The 15,648-nt window shown below is 71.0% G+C and carries 14 protein-coding genes and 1 tRNA gene; 9 read left to right on the plus strand and 6 right to left on the minus strand.

Translation table 11 applies throughout. From position 1 onward, the window contains the following. Positions 1-30 precede the first annotated feature (30 nt). Together serS and CIK81_RS05950 are read left to right on the plus strand one after the other, a co-directional pair. Positions 31-1,293: a serine--tRNA ligase gene (gene serS / locus CIK81_RS05945; RefSeq protein ID WP_096196667.1), complete on the plus strand. Its 1,263-nt coding sequence runs from the start codon at positions 31-33 to the stop codon at positions 1,291-1,293. 103 nt (positions 1,294-1,396) lie between these two features. Beyond that, positions 1,397-2,263 carry an HAD family hydrolase gene (locus CIK81_RS05950; protein WP_114355551.1) on the plus strand — a complete coding sequence of 289 codons (867 nt, stop codon included), beginning with the start codon at positions 1,397-1,399 and terminating at the stop codon, positions 2,261-2,263. Between the two features lie 21 nt (positions 2,264-2,284). On the opposite strand, the gene CIK81_RS05955 is transcribed toward CIK81_RS05950, so the two are convergent. Together CIK81_RS05955 and CIK81_RS05960 are read right to left on the minus strand one after the other, a co-directional pair. Next, complete coding sequence (locus CIK81_RS05955; protein ID WP_158541938.1) at positions 2,285-3,232, minus strand: NAD(P)H-quinone oxidoreductase; 948 nt, start codon at positions 3,230-3,232, stop codon at positions 2,285-2,287. 2 nt (positions 3,233-3,234) lie between these two features. Next, entirely contained in the window at positions 3,235-4,212 is a 978-nt protein-coding gene (locus tag CIK81_RS05960; RefSeq protein ID WP_114355515.1) for an MDR family oxidoreductase, read from the minus strand. Between the two features lie 210 nt (positions 4,213-4,422). Between CIK81_RS05960 and CIK81_RS05965 the strand changes: the two genes are divergently transcribed. The 6 genes from CIK81_RS05965 (at position 4,423) to CIK81_RS05990 (ending at position 8,743) form a co-directional block, all read left to right on the plus strand. Beyond that, complete coding sequence (locus tag CIK81_RS05965; RefSeq protein WP_096163773.1) at positions 4,423-4,782, plus strand: GntR family transcriptional regulator; 360 nt, start codon at positions 4,423-4,425, stop codon at positions 4,780-4,782. After that, on the plus strand, positions 4,779-5,660 hold the full coding sequence (locus CIK81_RS05970) for an ABC transporter ATP-binding protein (RefSeq protein WP_096163774.1): 882 nt from the start codon (positions 4,779-4,781) through the stop codon (positions 5,658-5,660). The genes CIK81_RS05965 and CIK81_RS05970 overlap by 4 nt, the downstream gene beginning before the upstream one ends. Positions 5,661-5,673: 13 nt before the next feature. Beyond that, complete coding sequence (locus tag CIK81_RS05975) at positions 5,674-6,390, plus strand: hypothetical protein (protein WP_096196672.1); 717 nt, start codon at positions 5,674-5,676, stop codon at positions 6,388-6,390. A 45-nt stretch (positions 6,391-6,435) separates the two neighbouring features. Further along, positions 6,436-6,523: transfer RNA gene (locus CIK81_RS05980), tRNA-Ser, on the plus strand. 148 nt (positions 6,524-6,671) lie between these two features. Next, on the plus strand, positions 6,672-7,685 hold the full coding sequence (locus tag CIK81_RS05985; RefSeq protein WP_158541939.1) for an Ldh family oxidoreductase: 1,014 nt from the start codon (positions 6,672-6,674) through the stop codon (positions 7,683-7,685). A gap of 59 nt (positions 7,686-7,744) precedes the next feature. Then, positions 7,745-8,743, plus strand: coding sequence for a proline racemase family protein (locus tag CIK81_RS05990; protein WP_114355517.1), 999 nt, complete (start codon positions 7,745-7,747; stop codon positions 8,741-8,743). On the opposite strand, the gene CIK81_RS05995 is transcribed toward CIK81_RS05990, so the two are convergent. Next, a complete protein-coding gene (locus tag CIK81_RS05995; RefSeq protein ID WP_114355518.1) occupies positions 8,740-9,690 on the minus strand; it encodes an SDR family NAD(P)-dependent oxidoreductase in 951 nt (316 codons plus the stop codon). The two genes, CIK81_RS05990 and CIK81_RS05995, sit on opposite strands and share 4 nt — an antisense overlap. A gap of 175 nt (positions 9,691-9,865) precedes the next feature. On the opposite strand from CIK81_RS05995, the gene ptsP reads away from it, so the two are divergent. Further along, the gene (gene ptsP / locus CIK81_RS06000) at positions 9,866-11,584 is read left to right on the plus strand and encodes a phosphoenolpyruvate--protein phosphotransferase (RefSeq protein WP_096163778.1); all 1,719 of its coding nucleotides are present in this window, start codon (positions 9,866-9,868) and stop codon (positions 11,582-11,584) included. A 137-nt stretch (positions 11,585-11,721) separates the two neighbouring features. On the opposite strand, the gene CIK81_RS06005 is transcribed toward ptsP, so the two are convergent. From CIK81_RS06005 to CIK81_RS06015, 3 genes are all read right to left on the minus strand, one after another. Then, complete coding sequence (locus tag CIK81_RS06005; RefSeq protein WP_096163779.1) at positions 11,722-11,994, minus strand: HPr family phosphocarrier protein; 273 nt, start codon at positions 11,992-11,994, stop codon at positions 11,722-11,724. A 144-nt stretch (positions 11,995-12,138) separates the two neighbouring features. Beyond that, positions 12,139-13,284: a mannitol-1-phosphate 5-dehydrogenase gene (locus CIK81_RS06010; RefSeq protein WP_114355519.1), complete on the minus strand. Its 1,146-nt coding sequence runs from the start codon at positions 13,282-13,284 to the stop codon at positions 12,139-12,141. 4 nt (positions 13,285-13,288) lie between these two features. After that, complete coding sequence (locus CIK81_RS06015) at positions 13,289-15,481, minus strand: PTS sugar transporter subunit IIA (protein ID WP_114355520.1); 2,193 nt, start codon at positions 15,479-15,481, stop codon at positions 13,289-13,291. Positions 15,482-15,648 lie beyond the last annotated feature (167 nt).

A 15,648-nucleotide genomic window follows, 5' to 3' on the forward strand; every position in this document is an offset into this window, starting at 1 on the left:
TGACCGCCGCGGCGCAGGTACCCTGGTGCAATGATCGATCTGCGGCTCCTGCGCGAGAATCCCGATGCCGTCCGCGACGCCCAGAAGGCGCGCCGACGAGACCCCGCCATCGTCGACGCCGTGCTCGCGGCCGACTCCCACTGGCGCGAGGCGACGGGATCCTTCGAATCCGCGCGAGCCGAGCAGAAGGCCTTCGGCAAGAAGGTCGCGCAGGCGAAGGGCGAGGAGAAGCAGGCGCTGCTGGCTGAGGTCAAGCAGCTCTCCGCCGACGTCAAGCGTCTCGAGGCGGAAGCCGGAGAGGCCATCGCGGCCCGCGACGCGGCGCTGCGCGCCATCCCGAACCTCTCCGAGGGCGCCCCCGAGGGCCTCGAGGACGACTTCGCGCTGCGCGAGACCGTCGGCGAGAACCCGAGCTTCGACTTCGACGTCAAGGACCACCTCGAGATCGCCGAGGGGCTCCGCGCGATCGACATGGCCCGCGGCGCGAAGGTCTCCGGCGCCCGTTTCTACTTCCTCACCGGCGTCGGCGCCCAGCTCGAGCTCGCGATCCTCAACTCCGCGATCGACCAGGCCACTCAGGCCGGCTTCACCCCGATGATCACCCCGACCCTGGTGCTGCCGGAGTCGATGGAGGGCACCGGCTTCCTCGGCGAGCACGCGGACGAGGTCTACCACCTGGACAAGGACGACGACCTGTACCTCGTCGGCACCAGCGAGGTCGCCCTGGCCAGCTACCACAAGAACGAGATCCTCGATCTCGCCGACGGTCCGATCCGCTACGCCGGCTGGAGCGCCTGCTACCGCCGCGAGGCCGGCAGCTACGGCAAGGACACCCGCGGCATCATCCGGGTGCACCAGTTCCACAAGGTCGAGATGTTCAGCTACTGCCGCATCGAGGACTCCTACGAGGAGCACGAGCGCCTGCTGGATCTCGAGCGCCAGATGATGGCCCGCATCGATGTGCCCTACCGGATCATCGACACCGCGGCCGGCGACCTCGGCACCTCCGCCGCCCGCAAGTACGACTGCGAGGCGTGGATGCCCAGCCAGAACACCTACCGCGAGCTCACCTCCACGTCGAACACCACCCAGTTCCAGGCGCGTCGGCTGAACATCCGCGAGCGCACGGACGACGGGCTGCGCCCGGTCGCCACTCTCAACGGCACCCTCGGCACCACCCGGTTCATCGCCGCGATCCTCGAGAACCACCAGCAGGCCGACGGCTCCGTCGTGGTCCCCGAGGGGCTCCGCCCGTACCTCGGCGGCCGCGAGGTCTTCGAGGTCGTGTCCTGACGTGACCCACCTCCCCGGAACCAGCGTCCTGCGCCGTCTGCGCGACCGCCTGCGTCACCGCCGGTTCACCCGGATGTCAGATGCCGGTGACAGACTCGGCGGCATGAACCCCACCGCTGAGCTCACCGATCGCGATGCGACCCGCACTCGGCTCGGGGAGCACCTCGTCTCCCTGCCCGGGAATCGTCTGCTGATCGGGCTCGACGTCGACGGCACGCTGGTCGACCACGACGGTGTGATGTCCCCGCCGATGCGCCGCGTGCTGCAGAAGGCGGCGAACGAGCACGTCGTCGTCATCTCGACCGGTCGCTCCCTCGGGGCGACGCTGCCGATCGTCCAGGCCGCAGGCATCACCAGCGGGTACGCCGTCTGCTCCAACGGCGCGGTCACCCTCGAACTGGATCCGGAGGCCGACGGCGGCTACCGCATCATCGACACCCGCGTCTTCCAGCCGGGCCACGCCCTGCGCACCCTGCGCGACGTGGCGCCCGACGCGCACTACGCGGTCGAGAAGGCCGACGGGTCCTTCCACGCCACCACCGGGTTCCAGGACTCGAGCTTCGGTGTGCAGGCGCAGGAGCGACCGCTGGACGACCTCCTCGAGCTCGAGGCCGTGCGCGTGGTGGTGCACGTCCCCGATCTGACCCCGCAGGAGTTCAGCCGGGTCATCGCGGAATCCGGCGTGCACGGCGTGGAGTACTCGATCGGGTGGACGGCCTGGCTCGACATGGCCGCCCCCGGCGTCTCCAAGGCCACCGCGCTGGAGACCGTGCGCGAGAGCCTCGGGGTGCAGCTGGAGCACACCGTCGCCGTCGGCGACGGCTTCAACGACACCGAGATGCTGCAGTGGGCCGGCGTCGGGGTCGCGATGGGCCAGGCGCCGCAGGGCGTGAAGGATGTCGCGGACATCGTCACCGACTCCGTCTACGAGGACGGCACCGTGCTCGTGCTGCAGACGCTGCTGCGCTGAGCCGGCTTCGTCGGGACCTGTTCAGCTCGTCCGCGGCGCGACCTCCAGGATCACCTTGCCCAGGTGCCCTCCCGTCGTGAGCACCTCGTGGGCCGTGGCGGCCTGCTCGAGGGGGAAGCGCGCATGGACCGGGACCGTCAGGGAGCCGTCCGTCAGCAACGGCCAGGCCAGGGCCTCGGTGGCCTCGAGGATCTCGCGCTTCTCCTCGGTGCGCCGGGAGCGCAGCGTGGTGCCGATGACCCGAGCCCGCTTGCCCATGAGCATCCCGATCGGCAGCTCGCCGTGCGCACCGCCGAGGGTGCCGATGATGACCAGACGGCCGTGCTCCCGCAGCATCCCCACGTTGTCCGCGAGGGCCGGGCCGCCCACGATGTCGAGGATGACGTCGGCGCCGCCGGTCTCGCGCACCGCCTCCAGGAGGTCGGTGGTGCGACGGTTCCAGGCCATGTCCGCCCCGAGGGCGCGCACCTGGTGGACCCCGTCGTCGGAGCCGACGGTGGTGAGCACCCGTGCGCCGAGGTGCCGCGCCAGCTGGATCGCGACGGTGCCGATGCCGCCCGTGCCGCCATGGATCAGCACGGTCTCGCCCTCCGCGAGAGCACCCTCGAGCACGAGGTTGGAGACCACGGTCGCGCACACCTCGATCACGCCGGCCGCGTCGACCAGGTCCAGGCCCTCCGGCACCGGGAGCAGCTGCCCCTCGGGGACCGCGACGACCTCGGCGTAGCCGCCACCGGCGAGCAGCGCGAGGACCGGCTCCCCGGTGTCCCGGCGGTGGCCGGAGACCTCCAGGCCGGGAAGCTCGGAGGTGTTCGGCGGCGGCGGGTACTTGCCGGCCGTCTGGGCGACGTCGGCCCGGTTCACGCCCGCGGCGACCACGTCCACGAGCACCTCGCCGGGTGCGGGGACGGGCTCGGGGAGCTCGACGAGCTCGAGCTGGTGGTCCTCGGTGATGGCGATCGCGCGCATGGTCACTGGGTCACCTCCACGACCGTGCGGCCGCGGACCTCGCCGGCGAGGATCCGCTCGGCATAGGGGACGGCCTCGGACAGCCCGATGCTGGTCGTCATCGCATCCAGCTGGTCGAGGTCGAGCTCCCGGGCCAGGGCGTCCCAGGCCCGTTCGCGCAGGGCGAGGGGAGCGTCGACCGAGTTGACGCCGGCGAGCGTCACGCCGCGCAGGATGAACGGGAGCACGGTGGTCGGCAGGTCCGGGCCCTGCGCGAGGCCGAAGGCGGCGACCGTCCCTCCCCAGGCGGTCTGGGCGAGCGCATTGGCGAGCGTCGTGCTGCCCACGCCGTCGATCACGCCGGCCCAGCGCTTCGACTGCAGCGGACGTCCGGGCTCCTCGGAGAGCTCGCGACGGTTGATGACGTCGGCCGCACCGAGGGCACGGAGGTACTCCGTGTTCGCCTCGACCCGATCGGTCGAGGCGACCACCCGGTGGCCGCGCCCCGCGAGCAGTGCGACGGCGACCGAGCCGGCTCCGCCCGAAGCGCCTGTGACCAGGATGTCCCCGTTGCCGGGCTCGACGCCGCCGTCCTCGAGGCGCAGCACGGCGAGCATCGCCGTGAACCCGGCGGTGCCGATCGCGGCCGCGCGCTCGGGGGAGATCTCCGCCGGGAGCCGCACCAGGGCGTCGGGCCGCACCCGGGCGCGGGTCGCGAAACCGCCGTGGAGGGACTCGCCGATGCCGTCGCCGTTGAGCACCACCAGGTCGCCGGCGGAGTACGGCCCGGACTCGGCGGCGGTCACCCGGCCCACGAGGTCGATGCCGGGGATCAGCGGGAAGCTGCGGGCGATGCCCTTGCCGGCGATCGCCATCCCGTCCTTGTAGTTGTAGCTCGAGCACAGCACGTCCAGCTCGACATCGCCGGTGAGCAGGGATTCGTCGGCGTCCTCGACGAGGCGGGCGTCGGCGCCGTCGGACTTGATCAGTATGGCGCGCATGCGGGATGTCCTCTCCCTCGGGGGCGGGTCCGGTCAGCTTAGTTGCCATGGGCCATGACGCTGTCGACGCCGGCGTGCGCGGTGGATGCTCCGGATCGGAGCAGGTCCCGGGAAGGGGTTGACGGCCCCTCGGTTCCATGGTTCATTAGTGGAGTAATGAACCGAGCAACCTTCGGAGGCTCGGCCCCGACGATCCGACCTGGAGGCGGTGTGCTGGACGAGTCGAAGCCGCTGTTCATCGCCGTTGCAGAACAGATCGAGGAGGGGATCCTCGATGCCACCTACGTGGAGGACGAGCCCGTGCCGTCGACCAATGAGCTCGCCGCCTTCCTCCGCATCAACCCCGCCACCGCCGGCAAGGGCCTGAACCGTCTGGTCGACGCCGGCGTGCTGGTCAAGCGGCGCGGTGTCGGGATGTTCGTCGCCCCCGGCGCGGTCGAGCTGCTCCGCAGACGGCGACGCGAGGCCTTCACCCGGACCTATCTCGTCCCGTTGCTGCGCGAAGCCGCTCGGCTGGACATCCCGCCCCACGAACTCGTCCAGATGATCACGAAGGAGGCGTCCCGATGAACGCCATCGAAGCCCGGGACCTCAGCAAGCACTATCGCGACGTCGCCGCCATCGATGAGGTCAGCATCTCCCTCGAGGAGAACCGCGTCCACGGCCTGCTCGGACGCAACGGCGCCGGCAAGACCACGCTCATGAAACTGCTGACCGCTCAGATCTTCGCCAGCTCCGGGAGCATGCAGGTGCTGGGGGAGGACCCCGTGGAGAACGCCGGAGTCCTCTCTCGGACCTGCTTCATCCAGGAGAGCCAGAAGTATCCCGACGGCTTCCGTCCCCGCGACGTGCTGCGGATCGCGCAGAAGCTCTATCCGGCATGGGACCAGGGCCTGGCCGCTGATCTGGTGGCTGACTTCCGGCTCCCCGAGAAGCGGGCGATCCGCAAGCTCTCCCGAGGGCAGCTATCGGCCGTCGGCATCATCATCGGCCTCGCCTCGCGGGCCCCGCTGACGTTCTTCGACGAGCCGTACCTGGGCCTGGATGCCGTAGCCCGCCGGTTGTTCTTCGATCGCCTCCTGGCCGACTACGCCGAGCATCCGCGCACCATCGTCCTGTCCACCCACCACATCGATGAGGTCTCCAACCTCCTCGAGCACGTGGTGCTGCTGGACCAGGGCAGGGTCATGCTCGACGAGGAGGCCGATGCCCTGCAGGGCGCCGCGATCGAGGTCTCCGGGCGCCTGGCCGAGGTCGAGGAGTTCACGGCGAGGTCCGAGGTGCTGCACGAAGCCCGCATCGGAGCTCTCGCCACCGCCACCATTCTCACCGACGGCGAGACGACCGCAGCAGCTGCTCGCGCCGCTGGGCTCGACGTCGCGCCGGTGTCCCTGCAGAACTACATCGTCCATCGCACGACCGCCGCAGCGCCCGCGGCGGCCCGCTGAGAGGAACCCCGACATGCGATACCGCACCGTCATAGACATGCACTTCGTCAACCGCATGCAGGCTTACGGCTGGCCACTCCTCGTGATGGTCATCGCACTGGTCATCGTGCTCTCCATCGGTGCGATCGTCGGCACCCAGGGGGCCGAGGTCCGAGCGGAGATGTATGAGGGCATGACCTGGAGCGGAGCGATCTTCTCCCTGCTCGGCCCGCTGATCGGCTACGGCTTCGTCTCGATGGGGCAGTACTTCCCGCTCGCCCTGGGCCTGGGAGTGACCCGCCGTGAATTCGCGGCCGGGCAGAGCCTGCTGTTCCTGGGCAACGCACTGGCCTACGCGCTGCTGGTCACCCTCGGCAAGACGGTCGAGGCCGCCACCGGTGGGTTCGGCCTGGGGATCCGCTTCTTCGACGTGTTCTACACCGGCACCGGTGCCTCCTGGCAGACCTTCGTCCAGACCTTCCTGCTGATCGTGGCCATACTGTTCCTCGGTGCCGCTATCACCTCCGCCTTCCTGCGCTTCGGCCAGCCGATCCTGTGGATCTCCGGCAGCCTCCTGGGGCTCCTCGGAGTGGCGATCGTGGCCGGCATCGTCCTGGTGGACGGCTTCGGCGGGCGACTGCTGGAGCTGCTCACGCTCAGCTGGGGCTCGTGGATGGGCGTGATCGCCGCGGTCGGCCTGGTTGCGGCGGGCACCTGGGTGCTGCTGGTGCGACGGACGCAGGTGCGCTGAGCCTGCCCGGCTCCCGGTAGACTCCTCAGGTGTCTCCGGGCACCGGGAGGGTTGTCAGAGCGGCCGAATGAGATGGTCTTGAAAACCATTGTGCGGTCACCCCGTACCGCGGGTTCGAATCCCGCACCCTCCGCCCTGTGATGTCGCTGGACATCGGCATGGCCCGACCCCACGTCGTGTGGGTTCGGGCCTTTGTCCTCTCTGCTGTGGTGGGTGATCCAGCGTGGGGCCGCGCGGACGGCTCGGCCCACCGCGTCGGGGGACCGATAGCCTGGCAGGACATGACCGACATGCCTGCCCCGCCTGCCCTGCCGGCCCCGACTGAACTTTCCGGCTCCCGTCGCCTCACGCCGCAGGCGCTCCATGTGCTCTGCCGTGACGCGGTGCTCGCGGCCGGTGGCTCGCCCGAGATGTCCACGAGCCTCGCCGAGGCGACGGTCGCGGCAGAACGTCGCGGGAAGCGGGACGTCGGCGCCGCGCACCTCCTCGACTACCTCGCTGCCCTCCGCGAGGGCCGTCTGAAGGGCGACGCCTCCCCGCGGATCGACCGACCCCGCGCCGCCGTGGTGAGGGTCGATGCCGACCACGGCACCGCGCAGCTCGCCGTCGATCGTGCGGCCGGCGCCCTGGTCGAGGCGGCCCGGGACTGCGGCATCGCCGTGCTCACCACCTTCAACTCCTACCCGGCCGGTGAGCTCGCCCTGTACGCCACCCGCTTCGCCCAGGAGGGGCTGGTCGCCCTGGTGTGCGGGAACTCCTCGCCGCTGATGGCCGTGCACGAGGCCCGCGAGGCCGTCGCCGGCACGAACCCGCTCGCCTTCGCCCTGCCCCACCGTCACGGCCCGCGGGTGTTCGACCAGGCCAGCAGCGCGACAGCCTGGGTGAAGGTCCGTGATGCCGCCCAGCGCGGGGAACCGATCCCGGACGGGTGGGGGCTGGGCCCCGACGGCGAACCGACCACGGACGCCACAGCGGCGCTCGCCGGAGCGCTGCTGCCGTTCGGCGGTGCCAAGGGGGCCAACATCGCGATGATGATCGAGATGCTCGCGGCCATGTCCGGCGGCTCCTTCTCCCTCGATGCCGCCCCCTTCGACACCGGAGCCGAACCGCCCGACCTGGGCCTGTTCATCGCCGCGATCGATCCCACCGCAGTGGACCCGCGGTACGAGGAGCGCGTCGAGGAGCACCTCCAGCGCCTGACCGGCGAGCACGGCGTCGACTTCGGCCGACGCAAGCCCCCGCGCACCCGGATCGATCTGCCCGAGGACCTCTACCAGGCGCTGCTCGCCGGCTGAGCCCGGTGCGCGGCCGGCGGCGCCCATCGTCCATCGCGACCACCAGGAGCACAGAACGCATGAGAAGCACCCGAGTCATCCACACCGTCGACGCCCATGTCGAGGGTCTGCCCGTCCGCGTCGTCACCGGGGGAGTGCCCACCTTCCCCGGGGAGAGCATGGACGAGCGGCGCCGCTGGTTCCTGGAGAGCTCCGACGACCTGCGCACGCTGCTGATGTGCGAGCCGCGCGGCAACGGCTGGATGTCCGGCGCGATCCTGCAGCCCCCGACCCGTCCGGACGCCGACTACGGTGTGCTGTTCATCGAGGTCACCGGCGTGCTGCCGATGTGCGGCGCAGGGACGATCGGCGTGGCCACCGTGCTGGTCGACACCGGGATGGTGCCGGTGACGGAACCGGTCACGACACTGCGCCTCGACGCGCCCATCGGCCTGATCACCGTCGATGTGCAGGTCGCCGACGGCAAGGCCACCTCCGCCACGATCCGCAACGTCCCCTCCTACGTCCATGCGCTGGACGCGACCGTCGAGGTGCCCGGGTACGGCACGCTCATCTGCGACCTGGCGTTCGGCGGGAACTTCTACGCATTCGTGGACCTCGAGGACCTCGGCATCCCCTTCGAGCATGCGGCAGCGGAACGCCTGGTGGCGGCCGGTACGGCGATCATGGCCGCCGTGGACGAGCAGATCCCGCTCACCCATCCGGAGAGCGGGTTCTCGGGCTGCGAGCACGTGGTCCTGCTCGCACCGGGCTCCGATGCCCGGCGCACCCGCCACGTGCTGATCAACCATCCGGGATGGCTGGACCGCTCACCGGGCGGAACCGGGACCAGCGCGCTGATGGCCGTGCTCCATGCTCGCGGGGAGCTCGACCTGCACACCGACTTCGTCAACGAGTCGTTCATCGGCACCTCCTTCACCGGACGCCTCGTCGAGCGCACCCGGGTCGGCGAGATCGACGCCGTGGTCCCCACCATCACCGGCAGCGCCTGGATCATCGCCACCGCGCAGCTGCTGCTCGACCCGACCGACCCCTTCCCCGCGGGCTTCACGCTCTAGAGGTCCAGCTCAGAGGCACCCTCTGAGAGGCCGATCTCCGCCCGGGCCCAGGTCGTGACGTCCCGCGCCAGGTCCCGGTCCAGCGCGTCCGCGGAGCGGCGCAGGAACGTCGGCCTCCCGCGAAGACCCCCGGGACCGTCCGGCCCGATGTAGGAGCCGGGCGGCAGCGGCTGGGTGGCCGCGAACAGCACCGACGCGGCGCCCTGCTCCGCGGGCATCGCGATCGGTCGGGTCACCTCGGTGACCACACGGTCCAGACGCGGGGAGCCGGTCGCGTTCTGCAGATTCGTGAGCACCCATCCCGGATGCACGAGCTGCAGGTCCATCCCGGTGCGGCCGACGCCGCTGGTGCGGCCGGAGCGCAGGCGCTCGGCCAGCTCGAGGCCCCACAGCATCGTCACGAGCTTGGAGCGGCCGTAGCCGGCGCGCAGAGACCAGCCGCCGCGCCGGAAGTGGGGGTCGTCCAGGTCGATCCGTCCGACGGTGTGCGCCCCCGAGGCGACCACCACGACCCGCTCGCGCACGTGCGGCAGCAGCAGCTCGGTGAGGAGCAGCGGCGCCAGCGCGTTCACCCCGGTCATCAGTTCGAAGCCGTCGGCGCTCTCCTCCCGATGGCGGGAGACCGTCCCGGCCACGCTGATCAGCAGATCGATGCCGCGCTCGCCGACGGCCTGCACGATCTGCGCGGCCCCCTCACGCACCGAGGAGAGGTCTGCGAGGTCCAGGGCCGTCAGCTGCACCGAGTGCGGCCGGCTGGTCTCGCGGCGGATCCGTGCGGCGACGGTCTCGCCCTTGTGCCGGGTGCGCACGGGCAGCACCAGATCCGCGCCCCAGCGGGCCAGCTGGAGCGCCGCCTCGCGGCCCAGGCCGTCGCTGGCACCGGTCATCACGACGGTGCGACCGGTGAGATCGGGCTCGCTCAGGTGCTCCCATGCCATGGCGTTCATCGCGTCATCGTAGGGACTGCACCTGCGAGGTGCGGGCAGGGCCTCGCCGCCGGAGGGAGTCGGGTCTGCGCCGCGTACGATGAAGCTGTCGTCGAACCGGGTCGGTCAGGTGACGGTGCCAGAGCGCCGGCCTCCCCCTGCGACGCGCCCACGGATCCCGCAAGGAGAAGCAGCGATGGCCCAGTACACAGGTGTTGCAGTCAGCCCCGGCCGAGTGGTCGGCACGATCCGCGCGATGGCGCCGCCGGTGGCCGAGCCGGCCGCCAAGGAGACCCTGCCCGAGGGCGCGGACCCCGCGGCCGAGGCCGAGCGGATCCCGGTCGCGGCCGCCGCCGTGCAGGCCGCGCTGATCCGACTGGCCGAGCGGGCCAGCGGCGACGGGAAGAAGATCCTCGAGGCCACCGCGCAGATGGCCGCGGACCCCTCCCTCACCCAGACCGCGCAGGGCCTCGTGCTCTCCGGCGGCAAGTCCCCGGCACGGGCCGTCTGGGAGGCAGGCGACCAGGTCGCCTCCATGCTCGAGGGACTCGGCGGCTACATGGCCGAGCGCGCCACCGACGTGCGCGACGTGCGCTCGCGGATCGTCGCCGAGCTCCGCTCCGAGCAGGCCCCCGGGATCCCCGACGTCGAGGAGCCCTTCGTGCTCACCGCGATCGATCTCGCCCCCGCCGATACCGCGACCCTCGACCCGGAGCGCGTGCTCGCCCTGGTGACGTCCGACGGCGGCCCCCAGTCGCACACCGCGATCCTCGCCCGCCAGCTGGGCCTGCCCGCGATCGTCGCCGCCAAGAGCATCCACGAGTTCTCTGACGGCACCGAGGTGTTCGTCGACGCGGGCCTGGGCACCATCACCGATGAGGTCACCGAGGAGCATCACCGCTTCGCCGAGGCGTGGACCGAGCTGCAGAAGAACCCGCTCACCTATGACGGAGGGGGAGGCGTCCTGGAGGACGGCACCCGGGTGCAGCTGCTCGCCAACATCGGCGGCGCGGCGGATGCCGAGAAGGCTGCGGAGGCGAACGCCGACGGCGTGGGCCTGTTCCGCACCGAGTTCCTGTTCCTGGACCGTGAGGACGAGCCGACGGTCGAGGAGCAGACCGCCGCGTACGTCGAGGCGTTCGCGCACCTGCCCGGGAAGAAGGTCGTCGTGCGGACGATCGACGCCGGCGCCGACAAGCCCCTGCCGTTCCTCACCGACGCCGACGAGCCGAACCCGGCGCTCGGCGTGCGCGCCTTCCGCACCTCGTGGGAGAAGCGCTCGGTGCTCACCAACCAGCTCGACGCGATCGCGGCCGCCGCGGCGCAGTCCGACGCGAAGCCCTGGGTGATGGCGCCGATGATCTCCACCGTCACCGACACCGAGGACTTCGTGGCCCTGTGCCGTGAGCGGGGCCTCGAGCCGGCCGGGATCATGGTCGAGACCCCATCGGCCGCGATCACCGCGGACCGCCAGCTCGCCGCGTGCGACTTCGCCTCCATCGGCACGAACGACCTCACCCAGTACACGATGGCTGCGGACCGTCAGCTGGGCTCCCTCGCCCACCTCAACAACCCGTGGCAGCCGGCCGTGCTCGCCCTGGTGGGAGCCACCTGCGACGGGGCCCGCGTCGCCGGCGGCGATCCGGAGGCGTTCGGGGAGACCGCGAACAAGCCCGTCGGCGTGTGCGGCGAGGCGGCCGGGGATCCCGGTCTCGCCGTGGTGCTCGTCGGGCTCGGCGTGAACAGCCTGTCGATGACCCCGCGCTCCCTGCCCGCGGTCGCCAAGGTGCTCTCGACGGTCACGCTCGAGCAGGCCAAGGAGCTGGCCGCGAAGGCCGTCGCCGCTCGCACCGCGGAGGAGGCCAACAGCCTCGTGCGCGCGGGGCTGCCGATCCTCGGCGAGCTGGGGCTGTGAGCGAGCCCGCGGGCCGATGAGCGGGTGAGGCGCTGAGCCCCGCTCGACGAAACCCCCGATATGCGCCGTCTCCGGTGCGTATCGGGGGTTTCGTGCTGATGCTCTCGCGAGGCCGGCGTGATGCCGACCTCGAGCGGTCACTCCTCGGCGTCGAGATCCTTCTCGAGGAGGTCCGCCAGAGCGTTGACGGACTCCTCGGCGCCCTCGCCCTCGGCGCGCAGCGTGACCTCGTCGCCGTGGCCGGCGCCCAGGGTCATGAGCATGAGCATGCTGGAGGCCTGCACGGCGTTGCCGCCGGCCTTCTCGATGGTGACGGTCGCGGGCTGCTCGCCGGCGGCCTGCGCGAAGATGCCCGCGGGGCGCGCGTGGAGCCCGGAGGCGCTGGCGATCGTGACGGTGCGCTCTGCCATGGTGTGTGCCTTTCGACGAGCCGCCGCGCGGTGCGCGACGGGTGAGGTGACGCGGTCGCCCGCGTCGGGGACCAACGGTCGTGGTGTCATCGTGGAATATACCGGGCTGGCCAGTGAGCCCGGTGAACGGAGGCTCGCTCGCCCTCAGAGGGCCGACTGCCGTGCGGCGATCGCCTCCCGCACGGCGGGGAAGAGCGGATGGTCGGTGTCGAGACCGGTGATCTCGGAGGCGGCGGCGTCGGCGTCCTGCGTGCGCAGGATCTCCTGCAGCCGTGTCACCTCGTCGTCGCCCTCGGGGGTGAAGGCGAGCGCTGCCGAGAAGGAGGCCAGCAGGCCCTCCGAACCCAGACCGCGCTCGGCGAGCTCCGCGGACGGGCCCACGATGCGGTCGTGCCGGGAGAGCTTGCGCAGCGGCGCCCGCCCCACCCGCTCGACCGGATCGGGGAGCGCCTCGTTCGCGAAGCGGCCCAGGACCTTGGTGCGATAGCTCGCCATGTCGTCCTCGGCGAAGCCGTGCTTGGCCACCAGCAGCGCAGAGGTCTCCCCGAGCACCGCCTCGACCTGCTGGGCGACGGCCCGGTCCGCGATGGCCTCGGCGATCCTCGCGTGGCCCGCCGCCCAGCCGTGCCAGGCGGCGGTCGCATGGCCCGTGTTCACCGTGAACAGCTTGCGCTCGATGTACGGGCCCAGGTCGTCCACCCAGGTGATGCCCGGGACCTCGGGCTCCTGGCCGCCGAAGGGGCCGCGCTCGACGGCCCACTCGTAGAAGTCCTCGACCGTGACGTCCAGTCCGGCGTCCTCGGCCTGGACCGGCACGATGCGGTCGACGGCGGTGTTCGAGAACAGCGCCTTCTCGTCGAGGTCCTCGCCCTGATAGTTCGCCCGGATCTCCTGCTCCAGAAGATCCGTCGCGTTGATCGCGTTCTCGCACGCCATCACGGCGAGGCGGGGCGCCCCGGCGGGGCGGGCCGCGATCCCGGCGGCGATGTTCGGCGCGACGAAGCGCAGGATGTGCGCGCCGACGGCGGTGGTGACGATGTCCGCCGAGGCGATCTGCTCGGTCAGGCCCTCGGGGTCGTTCGTCGAGTTGATCGCGCTGAAGCCGTCGACGACGGTCGTCGCCGCGTTCTGGCCGACGGTGCGGACCTCGTAGGAGTCCGTCTCCTGCAGCTGCGTGATCAGGGCGTCGGCGACGTCCGCGAACACCAGCTCATAGCCGGCCTCGTGCAGCAGCAGGCCGACGAAACCGCGGCCGATGTTCCCTGCACCGAAATGGACTGCCTTGCTCATGCGCTCACTCCTTCTCGTCGCCGAAGATCGCCAGGATCTCCTGCGCGCTGGTGGCCTGCTCGAGACGCTCGACCTGGGCGGGATCGGAGAAGGTCATCGCGACCTTCTGGAGCAGCACGAGATGCTCGTCGCCGACCCCGGCGATGCCGATCACGAACTTCGTGGGGTTGCCGTTCCACTCGATGCCCTCGGGGTAGCGCACGAACGACATGGCCGAGCGCTTGATCGTGGACTTCGCGTCGTTGGTGCCATGGGGGATGGCCAGGCCGTTGCCCATGAACGTGGAGACCGTGGCCTCGCGCGCGTGCATGGCGTCCACGTAGCCCTGGTCCACCGCGCCGGCGGCGACCAGCAGTGCCCCGGCCTCGTCGATGCCGGTGGCGGAATCGGAGGCGGTGCCGGTCAGGACGATGCTGTCGGGGGAGAGGATCTCGGTTCCCTCGCCCGTGTCGGGCTCGGCCCCGGCGTCGGCCGGAGTGGCCGTGCCCGGTGCCGCCGCAGCGGAGTCCTCCGCCGGGCGCTCCGCGGCACGTCGGCCGTGGGCTCCGGAGGCCGCTGCAGCGGGCGCACCGGCACCGGCGTCAGCCGCCTCCGCGTCGGCCGTCGGTGCGTCGTCGGCGGAGTCGGGGTTGTTGCGCGCGTCCACGAGCTCCACGACCTCGTCGTAGCGCGGGGAGTTCATGAACTGGTCCACGCTCACGTGGATGGCGGAGCCCGTGCGCTGACGGGCCCGGTCGGTGAGTTCCTTCTGGGTGACGACCACGTCCCACTCGTCGTTCAGGCTCGAGATCGCCTTGTTGGTGACCTCGACGTCGTCGAAGCCGGCGGCGCGCACCTTCTTGCGCAGCACCGTCGCGCCCATCGCGGAGGAGCCCATGCCGGCATCGCAGGCGAAGACGATCTTGGAGATCGGGCCCGTGTGGTCGGAGCCGTCGGCCGCACCGGCGGCGCCGGCTGCTCCGGCCGCTGCTGCGCCGGCACCAGCGCCGGTCAGGGCACCCGAGACGGAGGACTTCTTGCCCTTCATCTGCTCCATCTTGGCGGTCGCCGAGGCGATGTCGCCGTCGTCCTGCTTGCCGATCTTCAGGAACAGGGTGGAGAGCAGGAAGCTCACCCCTGCGGCGGCGAGCACGGCCAGGGCGATGCCCAGATAGGAGTCGCGCGCGGCGACGCCGAAGATCGCGAGGATCGAGCCCGGAGCGGCCGGGGAGATGAGGCCGGTGCCGAAGGCGACGTTGACCGCCACGCCGGCCATGCCGCCACCGATCGCCGCGAGGATGAGGATCGGCTTCATGAGCACGTACGGGAAGTAGATCTCGTGGATGCCGCCGAAGAACTGGATGATCGCGGCGCCCGGCGCGGAGGCACGTGCGGCGCCCCGGCCGAAGAACGTGTAGGCGAGCAGGATGCCGACGCCGGGGCCGGGGTTCGACTCGAGCAGGAACAGCACGGACTTGCCATTGGTGCCGGCATCGGAGATCCCCAGCGGGGTCAGCACGCCGTGGTTGATCGCGTTGTTGAGGAAGAAGACCTTCGCCGGCTCGATGAGGATCGACACCACCGGCAGCAGGTGCGCGTTGATCAGCGCGGCGACGCCCTCCGCCAGCAGAGTCATCAGGCCGTTCACGAGCGGGGCGAGGCCGAAGAATCCGGCCACCAGGGCGATGAAGCCGAATATCCCCGCGGAGAACATGTTCACGAGCATCTCGAAGCCGGCCGGGATGTGGTCCTGCCACAGCTGGTCCAGCTTCTTCATGATCCAGGCCGCGAGCGGTGCCATGATCATCGCGCCGATGAACATGTGGACCTCGGGCAGTGCCTCGAACGCGCTCTCGGCGTTGCCCGCGGCGAGCCACTTCTCGAGGGCAGCGGCATTGTCCTGCGCGATCAGCCAGTCCGAGCCCGCGATCACGCCCATGGTGGCGATGACGCCCACCACGGCGCCGCGCGCCTCGTAGATCATCCGGCCGCCGGTGTTCGCGATGAGCAGTGGCAGCAGATAGTGGATCATCGGGCCGACGGCGCTCTCCAGCGGCGCGTTCGGCGTCCAGCCGTCCTCGATGAAGAAGGCGGTGAGGATTCCCCAGGCGATCAGGGCGGGGATGTTCGGCATCACCATGTTCGACAGTGAGGTGCCGACCTTCTGCAACGCCACGCGCGGGCTGAAACCGCTCTTGGCCTCGGTCGTTGTAGTCATGACACGTCCTCGGTGGCAACTGGGGACCGCCAGCCGGGGTCCCGTTCGGGCGGCGGAGCGCTCCGGTCGGCGCGCCGCAGCCAGGCGGGGCGGTCCCCGTCAGGGATCAGAGGAATGCTCCGTCGGCGTGCCAGCAGTGTAGTCCGGGTGGCCCGGAATCGCCCGCC

Source organism: Brachybacterium sp. JB7, from assembly GCF_003335205.1.
Taxonomy (GTDB): Bacteria; Actinomycetota; Actinomycetes; order Actinomycetales; family Dermabacteraceae; genus Brachybacterium; species Brachybacterium alimentarium.